The sequence below is a fragment of the Streptomyces sp. NPDC096046 genome, from assembly GCF_040303285.1.
In the GTDB taxonomy this organism is placed as follows: domain Bacteria; phylum Actinomycetota; class Actinomycetes; order Streptomycetales; family Streptomycetaceae; genus Streptomyces.
In genome coordinates this window covers 67,875-80,552 of record NZ_JBEOSZ010000021.1, presented here as the reverse complement: position 1 = coordinate 80,552, position 12,678 = coordinate 67,875, and the positions used below count along the sequence as shown (strand labels likewise).

Below are 12,678 nucleotides of genomic sequence, written 5' to 3'. Positions count from 1 at the left end.
TCCGTTGCCTCCTTCGCGCGACTCCCCCGAAGCCTACGTGCAGGAGTAGGGTCGGCGGCGAAACCGGAGGTGAGGGGGACGCCATGGTGCCGGTGCGGGTCACGGCGATCGCGAGTCTGACGCCGCTGGAGGAGCTGGACGACGATCCGTTCCTCGTCGACTCCCGCAGTCAGCACGCGATGTGCGCCCGCTGGGCCGCCGAGCGGGGCTACGTGGTCAGCCGGGAGTTGCTCGTCCGTGGGCTGCGGCCCGACCACGGCGCGCTGTGGGACGGCGTCCGGCCCGGCCTCGATCTGTTCGTCGCCCCCAGCCGCCGGGTACTGGAGAGCGCGCTCGCCTCCGTCGAGGAGTTCACCGCCGAGTGCGCGCGGCGGGGTGTACGGGTCGAAACCGTGGGGCATGCGGAACCGGCGTACGACGCCGCGATGAAGGCGTGCGTGCACCGGCGGCTGTCGATGCCGACGGCCGGCTACGACGGGCGCTGACGTCTCTCACCGGGTGCGGCCCGGGGGCGGGAAGACCCGACCGGGCGTGGGGAAACTGTCGGGGAGGGACCGCGGCGGTCGCGGGCGAGGGACGTGAGGTGACGGGGCGTGCGGGGCGTGCGGTGGCGGCGGATCGCCAGTCAGGTGGGGCGGAGCGTCGCCGTGTGGGCGGTCTCCACCCTCACCATGCTCGTACTCGCCGGGATCCTCCCGGAATTCCGCCTCCGCTCGGAGAACGGCGACAGTGCCACCGACATCGCCGTCACGGCGGCCTTCGGCGCCGGCGTCTTCGGTCTGCTCTCGGCCCTGGTGTGGCCGCTGCTCGTCCGGCTCCTGCTCCTGGTACCGGCGCTGGTGCTGGGCCTGCTGGTGTTCTTCCTCAACGGCGCCCTGCTGCTGCTCGCCCTGAACCTCAACCCGGCCGAGCGGGGCGCCGCCGAGCCGGAGACCGCCGTCGTCGTCGCCGCCGTGATGTCCGCCGTGGCGTCCGCGACCGGCGCCGCACTGGCCGTGCGGGACGACGACGCCTACCGCCGCAGGCTGTACCGCCTCTCCGACCGTCGCCGCCGCCGGTCCGGACCGCCCTGCCCCGCCACCCCGGGCACGGTCTTCATCCAGCTGGACGGCGTCGGTCACGACACGCTGCTCGACGCGGTCGGCAGGGGCCTGATGCCCACCGTCGCCCGCTGGCTCGACCTGGGGGCCGGCGGCCGCCCCACCCACCGCCTCACCCCCTGGCGCACCGACTGGTCCAGCCAGACCGGTGCCAGCCAGCTCGGCATCCTGCACGGCAGCAACCACGACGTCCCCGCCTTCCGCTGGTACGAGAAGGAGACCCGCGAGGTGGTCGTCTGCAACCGCCCCACCAGCGCCGTGGAACTCCAGCGCCGCGCCGTCGAGTACGCGGGGCACGGCGGGCTGCTCACCGTCGACGGCGCCAGCCGCGGCAACCTCTTCAGCGGCGGCGCCGACCAGCAGGCCCTCGTGCTGTCCATCGCCGCCCGCCGCCGCAGCCGCGAGAACCGCTCCCGCGACGGCTACTTCGCCTACTTCTCCGACCCAGCCAACGCCGTGCGCACCGCGCTCTCCTTCGTCGCCGAGGTGGGCCGGGAGATCGGCCAGTCCACCCGGGCGCGCCTGCGCAAGCAGCGCCCCCGCGTCGCCCGCGGCGGCCTCTACCCCCTGGTCCGGGCCTTCGCGACCGTCGTCGAGCGGGACGTCGTCGTCGCCGCGGTGACGGGCGACATGCTCGTCGGCCGCACCGCCGTCTATGCCGACCTCGTGGCCTACGACGAGGTGGCCCACCACTCCGGCCCGGCGAGCCGCGACGCGCAGAAGGTCCTCGAACGCCTCGACCGCTGCCTCGCCCTGATCGAGAACGTCGCCGAGCACGCCCCACGCCCTTACCGGATCGTCGTGCTGTCCGACCACGGCCAGAGCCCCGGCGAGACCTTCCGCTCCCGCTACGGCCTCCCGCTCGGCGACCTGGTGCGGGCCGGCTGCGGCCTGCCCGTACCGCGGAGGGCGCAGCGCACCCGCAGCGGTGCGGAGGCCCGCGCCGCCGTCCGCGCCGCGCTGCGCATCCCCGTGGAGGAGGCCGGTGAGCAGCATCGCCCCGGGCGCAGCGCGGAGCCGATCGTGCTGGCCTCCGGCAACCTCGGCCTGGTCTGCTTCCCGGACGTCACGCACCGGATGAGCAAGGAGGAGATCGACGCCCGCCACCCCGCGCTGCTGCCGACCCTCGCCAACCATCCCGGCATCGGTTTCCTGCTGGTCCGCAGCGAGAGGCACGGCGGCGTCGTCCTCGGCGCGTACGGTGCCGAGATCCCGCTGGCAGACCTCGACGACAACCCCGGCCCGCTCGCCCCGTTCGGGCCGGGCGCCGCCGAAGCGGTCCGCCGTACGCACGCGTTCCCGCACACCGCCGACATCATGGTCAACTCCATCCACGACCCGGCCGACGGCGAAGTCCTGGCCTTCGAGGAGCAGATCGGCTCCCACGGTGGCCTGGGGGGCGCCCAGGGCAAGCCCTTCCTGCTGTCGCCGCTCGGCCTGACCCCACCGGTCGCCGAGGGCGAGGACCTCGTGGGCGCCGAGCACGTGCACCGGGTGCTGCGGCGCTGGCTGCGCGAGTCGAACGGACCGCAGGTGCCGCTGGAGGCCACCGAGGAGGAGCGCGCCGCCTGAACCTCGGCCGCGCCCACCGGGCCGTACCCGCGCACCGCTCGCGCGCCGGACGCCACGTCCCGCCCGAGGAGTGGCGGCGGCGCCCTGCGAGACGCCCCCCGCACCGTGCCGAGGGCACCGAGCCGCACCTGGCGGCCGGGCCGCCCGTCGGCCAGGTCGTGCACCGCCGGTGCCTCGGTGCCGTAGCGCCGGACGAGGCGGCGTGGAGCGCGCGGCGCCGCGAGGGCCCGGGGGTCGCGGCGCCTTCTCGGCCGGCCCTCCCCGTGCGCGCTCCGCAGCGGGTCCGGCCCGGGGGCATGCCGCCGACCCGCCGGGTCCGGTGACGCGGCCCCGCACGACGCCGGCTGCCCGCCGATCACCGGGATCGCCGGCCCGTCCGTCCCGCCTGTCCCGTCCGTCCTGGTCGTCAGCGGCGGCAGGGGCGACGTCCCGCGCGCCGTCACGCGGACCCGATCCCGCGAGCGAGCGCGGCTGCCGTTCACCGCGAGAGGACCGGTCCTGTGCGTGAGTTGAGCCGTAGTGTGATCGGATGGGGGACACGGGGCCCGGTGACGGGCCCGCACGCGAGTCCGCATGCGAAAGGAAGAACTCGTGGCTACCACGCGCTCCGCACACACGGTCTGGGAAGGCAACCTGCTCGAGGGCAGCGGTGTCGTCACCTTCGACTCCTCCGGCGCCATCGGCGAGCAGCCGGTGACGTGGGCCTCGCGCGCCGAGGAGGCGAACGGCAAGACCAGCCCCGAGGAGCTGATCGCGGCCGCCCATTCCAGCTGCTTCTCCATGGCTTTCTCCAACATCCTCAACAAGGCCGGGACGCCGCCCACCAAGCTCATCACCTCGGCCGACGTCTCCTTCCAGCCCGGTGAGGGCATCACCGGCATCCATCTCACCGTCGAGGGCACCGTCCCCGGCATCGACGAGGCGGCCTTCCAGGCCGCCGCCGACGAGGCCAAGGTCGGCTGCCCGGTCAGCCAGGCCCTCAAGGCCACCCCGATCACGCTGACCGCCAAGCTCGCCTGACCGGCCGCACCTCCCGCCGCGCGGGTCCGCCCACCAGGGCGGCCCGCGCGGTGTCGTCGGTTCACCACCCCGGGCCGGGGTATGAACCAGAGGCCTCGAACCGCCGGCCCGGAAGGAACGCGATGACGCCGCACCCCGCCGTCTCCGCCCACCGGGGCGGCTCCGAGCGCGCCGGCCCGGCCACCTGGGAGGCGTACGAGGGCGCGATCGACTCCGGTGCGGAGTACGTCGAGTTCGACATCCGCCGAACCAGGGACGGGGTCCTCGTCGTCTACCACGACCCCCGGGTCGGCCCCGTGGGGCCGCCGCTGTCCGCGCTCACCCACGCCGAGCTGTGCGAGCGGGCCGGATACGCCGTGCCCGTCGTGGACGAGGTCATGGCGCTGATCGCCGGGCGACTCGTGGCCCACCTGGACCTCAAGGAGACCGGCTACGAGCGGGAGGTGATCGACCGGGCGGTGGCCCTGCTCGGCGTGGACGGGCTCGTCGTGACGACGCTGGAGGACCGGTCCGTCGCCGCTGTCGCACAGCGGCACCCGGGCGTGCGCACCGCCCTTTCCCTGGGGCGTGACCGCGGGGAGCTGGCCCTCGCCCGGCTGCCCGGGACGCGCCTGAGCGAGCTCTTCCCCGTCCGGCGCATCCGGGCCTGCGGGGCCCACGGTGTCGCCGTGCACCAGCGGCTGGCCCGGGCCGGTGTGCTGCGCCAGGCGACCCGGCACGGCCTGTTCACCATGGTGTGGACCGTCAACGACGACACCCTCATGCGGGCCTTCCTGGCCCACCCGCGCGTCGACGTGCTCGTCACCGACCGCCCCCGGCACGCCGTGGCGCTGCGCGGAGCGATCACCCCTTCGCGGCATTGACAACAGCGCACTCAAGTTTTGTGCTGGAGAATGGGAAGAGCTCCCTGGCGGAAGGGGACAGCGATGGGACGTGCGGTCGGAATCGACCTCGGAACCACGAACTCGGTGGTCGCCGTGCTGGAAGGCGGCGAGCCCACCGTCATCGCCAACGCGGAGGGGGCCAGAACGACACCCTCGGTCGTGGCGTTCGCCAAGAACGGCGAGGTGCTGGTCGGGGAGGTGGCCAAGCGGCAGGCCGTGACGAACGTGGAGCGCACCGCCCGCTCGGTCAAGCGGTACATGGGCGACGCCCACTGGCGCTTCCCCGACGAGGGCGACGTGGACGGCACCCGGTACCGGGCGCAGGAGCTGTCCGCGCGGGTGCTGCAGAAGCTCAAGCGGGACGCGGAGTCCTACCTCGGCGAGGACGTCACCGACGCCGTGATCACCGTCCCCGCCTACTTCGACGACAGCCAGCGGCAGGCGACCAAGGAGGCCGGTGAGGTCGCGGGCCTGAAGGTCCTGCGGATCATCAACGAGCCGACGGCCGCGGCCCTCGCCTACGGCCTGGACAAGGAGAACGACCAGACGGTGCTCGTCTTCGACCTCGGCGGCGGCACCTTCGACGTGTCGCTGCTGGAGATGGGCGAGGGCGTCATCGAGGTGAAGGCCACCAACGGCGACACGCACCTCGGCGGCGACGACTGGGACCAGCGGATCGTCGAGTACCTGATCAAGCGCTTCAAGGGCCAGAACGGCGTCGACCTCGGGCGCGACAAGATGGCCGTGCAGCGGCTGCGCGAGGGCGCGGAGCGGGCCAAGATCGAGCTGTCCAGCTCGACCGAGACGACGATCAACCTGCCCTACATCACGGCCTCCGCCGAAGGGCCCCTGCATCTCGACGAGAAGCTGACCCGGGCCCAGTTCCAGGAGCTCACCGCCGATCTGCTCGACCGCTGCAAGAACCCGTTCCACCAGGCGGTCAAGGACGCCGGCGTGAAGCTGTCGGCGATCGACCACGTGATCCTCGTCGGCGGCTCGACCCGGATGCCCGCGGTGACCGACCTGGTCAAGGAACTCACCGGGAAGGAGCCGCACAAGGGCGTCAACCCCGACGAGGTCGTGGCCGTCGGTGCCGCGCTCCAGGCGGGCGTCATCCGCGGCGACGTCAAGGACGTGCTGCTGCTCGACGTCACCCCGCTGTCCCTGGGCATCGAGACCAAGGGCGGCATCATGACGAAGCTCATCGAGCGCAACACGACCATCCCGACACGGCGTTCGGAGATCTTCACGACGGCGGCGGACAACCAGCCCTCGGTCGGTATCCAGGTCTACCAGGGCGAGCGGGAGATCGCCGCGTACAACAAGAAGCTCGGCGTCTTCGACCTGACGGGCCTGCCGCCGGCGCCGCGCGGTGTGCCGCAGATCGAGGTGGCGTTCGACATCGACGCCAACGGCATCATGCACGTCTCCGCGAAGGACCTGGCGACCGGCCGCGAGCAGAAGATGACCGTCACCGGCGGCTCCGCCCTGCCCAAGGACGACATCGACCGCATGATGCGCGAGGCCGAGCAGTACGCCGAGGAGGACCGGGGGCGCCGCGAGGCCGCCGAGACCCGCAACCAGGCCGAGCAACTCGTCTACCAGACCGAGAACTTCCTCCGCGAGAACGGCGACCGGATCCCGGCGGACACGACGTCAGAGGTCGAGGCGGCCGTCGCCGAGGTGAAGGAGCACCTGGAACGGCAGGCCGACACCACGGCCCTGCGCGCCGGCGTCGAGAAACTCGCCTCCGTCAGCCAGAAGATGGGCCAGGCGATGTACGCACAGACCCAGCAGCCCCCCACCGAGGACCCCTCGGCCACGCCGCGGGACGAGGAGGGCGTGGTCGACGCGGAGATCGTGGACGAGGACCGGGACGCCCGGGACGAAAAGGGGGCCTAGCCCGGACTCGCCTCGCCGAAAACCCCTTCGATGATGTCAGTGCGCCCTGCCGGCCTCCAGCGGGCCCGTGCGGCCTGCCGGCCGAGTGCGGCGGACAGGGAAGGACACGGCTCCTAGGCTTCGGTGTGCGCAGGCGGCAGTGTCGCGCACACCGCGTCCAGGACCGTCGCGTACGGCGTGCCGAAGTCGGTGAGGCCGGTGCGGAGCTGGTCCAGGCCGTCGCGGTGCTCCGCCAGCAGCCCGGTGTCGCCGGTGCGGGCCGCGAACTCCAGGACCGCCGGCAGGAAGTCCGGCGGTTCCTCGCCGGTGGTCTCCAGGCCGTGCGCGCGGTACATCTCCTCGGAGGGTGCCGGTGCCGCCTCCCGCCAGACGCTCAGATACAGGCTGTGGTCCTGGCCGGCCTCGAACACCTCGACGTAGTGCGCGGCCAGTTCCCTCGGCGGCGTCACGGCCGCGTGGTCGGCGAACTCCCGCAGTTGCGGGGCCGCTTCGCGCAGCAGCGGCAGCCGGGCGCGGAAGTCGTCGTCGGGGTACATCAAGCACAGCGCCGCCGCCTGGTACAGCACCTCGAATCCGGGCATCGGACCTCCTTCGCGTGCGCTCCCTTGCCTGCCCCGTCATCCCAGACGCTAGGGGCGGGCCGGGGAGCACACCTGTCGGCGGCGCCCGTACGGGTCAGAACCCGTGCCATGACGTCACGGCGGGAGACGACGAGCTCAGTAGCGCTCGCGGTACTCCCGCAGCAGTTCCTCCGTGCGCTGCGCGGAGCCCGCCCCGGCCGTCATGTGGTCCAGCACCTCCAGATGCGTGGAGACCTCCTTGCGGGAGTCCAGGTACAGCGCACCGGTCAGATACTCGGTGAAGACCATGTCGGGCAGTTCCGGCTCGGCGAAGCGGAACAGCGAGAAGGGCGCGTACGTCCCCGGATGGGGGCCGTCCGCGAACTCGGCGATCTGCAGGGTGACCCGGTCGCGCCCGGCGTACTCCAGCAGCTTGTCCAGTTGGTCGCGCATCACCCGGCCGTCGACGCTCACCGGGCGCCGCAGCACCGTCTCGTCCATGATGACCCACAGGTGCGGCGCGTCCGGGCGGTCCAGGAGCCGCTGCCGCTCCATCCGCAGCGACACATGCCGCTCGATGGCCTCGGCTCCCGCGTTCGCGATGGTGCCGGCCTTCAGCACGGCCCGCGCGTACCCCTCGGTCTGCAGCAGCCCCGGCACGAAGTGCGGCTCGTACGACCGGATGATCCGGGCGGCGCCCTCCAGGCTCACGTACAGGCTGAACCACTCCGGCAGCACGTCGTGGAACCGCTGCCACCAGCCCGGCCGGTTCGCCTCCTCGGCGAGGTCGACGAACGCGCTCACCTCGTCCTCGGCCACCCCGTACGCGGTCAGCAGGATCTGCACGTACGGGATCTTCAGCGCGACATCGGCGGTCTCCATCCGCCGGACGGTCGCGGGGGCGACCCGTAGCACCCGGGCGGCCTCGTCACGACTGAGGCCCGCGGCCTCGCGCAGTTCCTGCAACCGCTTGCCCAGGACCACCTGGCCCACGGTGGGTGCGGCCCGCCGTTCACTCACGCCACGCCTCCCCAACGTGCCAAGCCTGCGATCAGTCTGTCACGTCCGGCCGGGGGTATCACAGGGCCTTGCACCGGGAAGATCGCGCAAGCCGGGCAGAGGCAGGGGCATGACCTCGCGGGTAATCGACCGGACGTCCCCCGCACGGGATCGTGAACCCACCGGGTCCCGGTCCGGCGCACTCCGGCCCGGGACCCGGCCCCAGCCGCCTCACCACGACCCGACGGAGGGTGATGCCCCGTGTCCGCCATCCAGCTCGCCGCACTCGCCCGGACCTCCGAGCCGCAGTCCGTGCTGCGCCGCTTCCTCGCCCTGGACGCCGTGGTGACCGGCGCCAACGCGCTCGCCTACCTGGCGTTCTCCGGTCCTCTCGGGCGCTTCCTCGGCGTGGACGCCACTCTACTGCTCACCCTCGGCGCGTTCCTCACGCTCTACGCGGCGGGCGTGGGCCTGCTGGCCGCCCGCCGACGCCCGCCGGTGCTCGGCGTGCGGGCCGTCGTCGAGGGCAACCTCGCCTGGGCGGCGGTGAGCCTGGCGGCACTGGTGCTGTGGCTCACGCCGAGCACCCCGGGCGCCGTGTGGACGGTACTCCAGGCCCTGACCGTGGCCGCGTTCGCCGTCCTCCAGCACACGGCCCTGAAGATGCGTCAGGCCAGCAGCCCCTGAAGGTACTTGACCGTCGCCGGGTCGGCCGGGAGCAGGGTCTCGATGGCCAGCTCGGCGACCGTCACGTCCATCGGGGTGTTGAACGTGGCGATCGAGGAGATGAACGACAGCGTGCGCCCCTCATGCTCGATCCGCAGCGGCAGCGCGAAGTACGGCACCGGCTCCGACGGCTCGTCCGCCGGATCCGTTTCGGGCACCGGATAGGCCGCCACCTCCTCGTACAGCGCCCGCAGCGGCTCCGAGCGGTGCAGCGCGATCTGCCGCTCCATCTGTTCCAGCAGATGGCCCCGCCAGGCGCGCAGATTGCGGATGCGCGGCGCGAGGCCCCGAGGATGCAGGGCCAGCCGCATCGCGTTCAGCGGCGGTTCGAGCAGTGAGGGGCAGACCCCGTCGACCAGCGTCATGACCCCGCGGTTGGCGGCGACCACGTTGTACAGCGCGTCCACCACCAGCGCCGGATACGGCTCGTAGCCGCTGATCAGCCGCTCGATGCCCTCCCGCAGCGCGCCCAGCGCCGGGTCGTCCAGCGGGGTCTCCGGATAGCGCGGGGCGTAACCGGCCGCGAGCAGCAGTGCGTTGCGCTCCCGCACGGGCACCTCCAGATGCTCGGCCAGCCGCAGCACCATCTCCTCGCTGGGCCGGGAGCGGCCCGTCTCGACGAAGCTGATGTGCCGGGCCGAGGAGTCCGCGCGCAGGGCCAGCTCCAGTTGGCTGACCCGCCGCTGCTCCCGCCAGGCCCGCAGCAGGGGACCCACGCCCTTCTCGGCGGTGGACGCGTGAATGGTCATGTCAGGACCGTAGTCGAGAACCGGTCGTGCCGGACAGGCACACCCCTGCGACGGCGACCAGGGTCTCGGCGGCCGGCCTGTGGCAGGCTGAGGGAACACCCCGAGGACTCCGGAGCAGGACAAGGAGCGCAGCCCATGCCCGTCGAACCGCTGTCGCAGAAGGAGATCGAGGACCGGCTGGCCGAGCTGCCGGGCTGGTCGCTCGACGAGGACCACCTCATCCGGTCCTACCGGCTCGGCTCGCACTTCGCGGCGACGGCGATGGTCGTGCACATCGCCCAGGTGCAGGAGGAGCTGAACCACCACTCCGACCTCACGCTCGGCTACCGCACCGTCTCCCTGGCCCTCCACACGCACAGCGCGGGCGGCACCGTCACGGAGAAGGACTTCGAGCTCGCCCGCAGGGTGGAGGACCTCGCCCCCGGGCACGGGGCACACTGACGGGGTGCTCGACTACGACAAGGAAGCGGAGCGGTACGACGCCTCGCGCGGCGGCGAGCCCCGGGCGGCGGCCGCCGCGGAGGCGGTGCTGAGCCTGCTGCCGCCGGACACGCGTGCCCTGCTCGACGTCGCCTGCGGAACGGGCATCGTGACCCGCCGGCTCGCCGCCCGTGACGGCATGCGGGTGACCGGTGTCGACCTCGCCCCCGCGATGATCCGACAGGCCTCCACCCGGCTGCCCGGTGCCGTCGTGCGCGCCGACAGCCGCCGGCTGCCCTTCCGGGACGGACAGTTCGACGCCGTGTGCAGTGTGTGGCTGCTGCATCTGGCCGCCGGTCCCGCCGAGGTGCGGAGCATCGTCGGCGAGTGCGCCCGGGTGCTGCGGCCCGGCGGGATCTATGTCACGACGGTCGACAAGGCCGCCTCCCACAATGTGGGCAGTGACATCGATGTCGTCCTGTCCTCCCGGCCGCCCAGCCCGGTCCGGGACGCGGCGGCGGACGTCGCGTCCTGCGCCGCCGCCCATGGCCTGGTCCCGGCCGGACAGGCCCGCTTCACCGGTCAGGGCCAGGGCCGCAGCCCCCGCCGGACCATCGCCGACCTGCGCCGGGGCTGGTTCGTCACGCTACCGCCGGGCGATCCGCTCGCCGACGGGTTCGCCGCCCGTCTCGCCCGCCTGCCCGACCAGGACCGGCCCCGCCCCGACCCGGTGTTCAGCCTGCGGTCGTTCCGGAAGGCCGGGTGAACTCCATGATCCAGTTGGTGAGCCAGGTGTCCCCGCCGTCGACGGAGAACGCCTGCTCCCAGCGGGCCGACGTGGCGGAGACACCCGACCAGACGAACCGCACGCTGACCTCCTCGCCGCCGTACGTGTCGGCACCGTGGAACTCGCCGCGTCCGTGCTCGAACCGGCCGAAGACCGGCGGGAACAGGGTTCCCGTGCGGCTGGAGGCCCAGTTCAGCGACCACCGCTCGGTGTCCGGGTCGAAGAGGCGCAGGGTCGCGCCCTTGGCCGACAACCCCGGCATGTCGATCTCGTCGACGTTCGCGGCCCCGTCGAACAGCGGCCGGCAGAGGCTGGTTCCCCGGAACTCGGTCCAGGCGCTGCCCGGGTCGAGGAAGTCGGTGCGGCGCCGGTGGCGCACGTCCCACGCGCCGTGGAAGAAGTCGAAGTCGTGCGGGCTGCTCATGCGCGGTCTCCTGTGGTTCGTTCGGGCAGGCAGTCGGCCACGTAGGCCTTGATGTCCGGGACTTCGGGCGCGAGCAGGTGCCGCACCCAGGCGTCCCGCTCGTGCAGGATCGGCGGCAGCTCCCAGACGCAGCCGATCCACGGCAGTCCGGGAGTGACGAAGTGGGCGGGATCGCGGTCCGGCAGCCCAGCACGGGCTGTCCCGCCGCAGCGCCCTTGAAGTGCAGGACGTTGTCCCACACCCAGCTGTACGCGTTCAGGTAGGCGCCGTCGTCCCCGCCCCGGTGCAGGACGACGAAGGTCGCCGGGGGCGTGCCGTCCGGCTCCGGCAGCAGCTCCGGCAGGATCGCGTACGCAGCTCCACCTCGGGTTCGATGCCCGCGGGGTCGGCGGTGACGTGGTGGCGCTTGATGTGGCGGCCGGCCACCTCGAGGGGTGGGGGCACGGTCAGCAGTTTCTCGGTGAAGCCCATGGCGGGACCTTAGGGCGACTTCACTGACATCCTGTGGCAGTGAAGTCCAGCCGGCTCGTCTCCGTCCTCCTGCTGCTCCAGACCCGCGGCCGGATGACCGCCGCCCAGCTCGCCGAGGAACTCGAGGTGTCGGTGCGCACGGTGTACCGGGACGTCGAGGCGCTGAGCGCGGCCGGTGTCCCGCTGTACGGCGACGCGGGCCACTCCGGCGGCTACCGCCTGCTGGACGGCTACCGCACCCGCCTCACCGGGCTGACCGCCGACGAGGCCGAGGCGCTCTTCCTCGCCGGTGCCCCCGGTGCCGCCGCCCAGCTGGGTCTCGGCTCCGTCCTGGCCGCCGCCCAGCTCAAGGTCCGCGCCGCGCTGCCGTCCGAACTGCGCCCGCACGCCGACCGGATCAGCGGCCGCTTCCACCTCGACGCGCCCGGCTGGTACGCCGACGCCGACGAGACGCCGTACCTCCCGGCTGTGGCCGACGCCGTCTGGAACCACCGGGCCGTGCACGTGCTGTACCGCCGCTGGCGTGAGCCCACCGACGTGGAGCGCCGCCTGGAGCCGTACGGCCTCGTCCTCAAGGCGGGCCGCTGGTACGTCGTCGCGGGCCCGGGCGGCCCCCGCACCTACCGGGTCGACCAGATCCTCCGGCTCACCGCCACCGAGGAGGAGTTCACCCGCCCCGGCGACTTCGACCTGGCCGGGTACTGGGCGGCGTACCAGCGCGACTTCCACGACCGGCTCCGCCCGGCCCGGGCCGTGGTCCGGCTGGCACCGGGTGTGCCCCTCCCCGGCCCGGCGCAGACCGACGCACACGTCGAGGAGGACGGCTGGACCCGTGTCACAGTCGCCATCGAGTCCGTCGACCGTGCCCACGCCGACTTTCTGCGCCTGGGCAGCGGCATCGAGGTGCTCGAACCCCCTGAACTGCGCGACCGGATCGCCCGGACCGCGAGGGAACTGACGCAGCGGTACGGCCATCGGGCCGGGCCGGTGACGACCGGTCCCGACTCCGGCGCGCGGTCCAGTCGGAGCCACCGCTGACACGGTGGGCGCCCCTTCCGCCGCGT

Annotated in this window: 13 protein-coding genes and 1 pseudogene; 9 read left to right on the top strand and 5 right to left on the bottom strand. The window is 73.0% G+C overall.

Annotation, left to right across the window (positions count from 1 at the left end):
• The first annotated feature begins 83 nt into the window (after positions 1 to 83).
• From ABTX62_RS19850 to dnaK, 5 genes are all read left to right on the top strand, one after another.
• Entirely contained in the window at positions 84 to 485 is a 402-nt protein-coding gene (locus ABTX62_RS19850; protein WP_030843767.1) for a hypothetical protein, read from the top strand.
• A 108-nt stretch (positions 486 to 593) separates the two neighbouring features.
• Positions 594 to 2,672 carry a phage holin family protein gene (locus ABTX62_RS19845; RefSeq protein ID WP_352117377.1) on the top strand — a complete coding sequence of 693 codons (2,079 nt, stop codon included), beginning with the start codon at positions 594 to 596 and terminating at the stop codon, positions 2,670 to 2,672.
• 591 nt (positions 2,673 to 3,263) lie between these two features.
• Positions 3,264 to 3,692: an OsmC family peroxiredoxin gene (locus tag ABTX62_RS19840; RefSeq protein ID WP_283971055.1), complete on the top strand. Its 429-nt coding sequence runs from the start codon at positions 3,264 to 3,266 to the stop codon at positions 3,690 to 3,692.
• A 122-nt stretch (positions 3,693 to 3,814) separates the two neighbouring features.
• Entirely contained in the window at positions 3,815 to 4,555 is a 741-nt protein-coding gene (locus tag ABTX62_RS19835; protein WP_352117376.1) for a glycerophosphodiester phosphodiesterase family protein, read from the top strand.
• Positions 4,556 to 4,618: 63 nt separating this feature from the next.
• Complete coding sequence (gene dnaK, locus ABTX62_RS19830) at positions 4,619 to 6,478, top strand: molecular chaperone DnaK (RefSeq protein ID WP_352117375.1); 1,860 nt, start codon at positions 4,619 to 4,621, stop codon at positions 6,476 to 6,478.
• Between the two features lie 113 nt (positions 6,479 to 6,591).
• Here dnaK and ABTX62_RS19825 read toward each other — a convergent pair whose 3' ends face one another.
• Positions 6,592 to 7,059 (bottom strand): nitrate reductase molybdenum cofactor assembly chaperone, encoded by a 468-nt coding sequence (locus ABTX62_RS19825; RefSeq protein ID WP_283971052.1) that lies wholly within the window; start codon positions 7,057 to 7,059, stop codon positions 6,592 to 6,594.
• 135 nt (positions 7,060 to 7,194) lie between these two features.
• Positions 7,195 to 8,058, bottom strand: coding sequence for a Sco1979 family transcriptional regulator (locus ABTX62_RS19820; protein WP_352117374.1), 864 nt, complete (start codon positions 8,056 to 8,058; stop codon positions 7,195 to 7,197).
• Positions 8,059 to 8,298: 240 nt separating this feature from the next.
• Here ABTX62_RS19820 and ABTX62_RS19815 point away from each other — a divergent pair, with 240 nt between their 5' ends.
• Positions 8,299 to 8,724, top strand: coding sequence for a hypothetical protein (locus ABTX62_RS19815; protein WP_352117373.1), 426 nt, complete (start codon positions 8,299 to 8,301; stop codon positions 8,722 to 8,724).
• Here the strand turns inward: ABTX62_RS19815 and ABTX62_RS19810 are convergent.
• Positions 8,706 to 9,512 carry a helix-turn-helix domain-containing protein gene (locus ABTX62_RS19810; RefSeq protein WP_352117372.1) on the bottom strand — a complete coding sequence of 269 codons (807 nt, stop codon included), beginning with the start codon at positions 9,510 to 9,512 and terminating at the stop codon, positions 8,706 to 8,708. The genes ABTX62_RS19815 and ABTX62_RS19810 overlap by 19 nt on opposite strands.
• A 135-nt stretch (positions 9,513 to 9,647) precedes the next feature.
• Here ABTX62_RS19810 and ABTX62_RS19805 point away from each other — a divergent pair, with 135 nt between their 5' ends.
• A complete protein-coding gene (locus ABTX62_RS19805) occupies positions 9,648 to 9,953 on the top strand; it encodes a 4a-hydroxytetrahydrobiopterin dehydratase (protein WP_352117371.1) in 306 nt (101 codons plus the stop codon).
• A 4-nt stretch (positions 9,954 to 9,957) separates the two neighbouring features.
• Complete coding sequence (locus tag ABTX62_RS19800) at positions 9,958 to 10,698, top strand: class I SAM-dependent methyltransferase (RefSeq protein WP_352117370.1); 741 nt, start codon at positions 9,958 to 9,960, stop codon at positions 10,696 to 10,698.
• On the opposite strand, the gene ABTX62_RS19795 is transcribed toward ABTX62_RS19800, so the two are convergent.
• On the bottom strand, positions 10,667 to 11,143 hold the full coding sequence (locus tag ABTX62_RS19795; protein ID WP_352117369.1) for a hypothetical protein: 477 nt from the start codon (positions 11,141 to 11,143) through the stop codon (positions 10,667 to 10,669). The genes ABTX62_RS19800 and ABTX62_RS19795 overlap by 32 nt on opposite strands.
• Positions 11,140 to 11,614: pseudogene (locus tag ABTX62_RS19790) on the bottom strand (hypothetical protein). Before ABTX62_RS19790 ends, ABTX62_RS19795 begins: the two are co-directional and overlap by 4 nt.
• 39 nt (positions 11,615 to 11,653) lie before the next feature.
• Between ABTX62_RS19790 and ABTX62_RS19785 the strand changes: the two are divergent.
• The gene (locus ABTX62_RS19785) at positions 11,654 to 12,652 is read left to right on the top strand and encodes a helix-turn-helix transcriptional regulator (protein ID WP_352117368.1); all 999 of its coding nucleotides are present in this window, start codon (positions 11,654 to 11,656) and stop codon (positions 12,650 to 12,652) included.
• Positions 12,653 to 12,678: the final 26 nt, after the last annotated feature.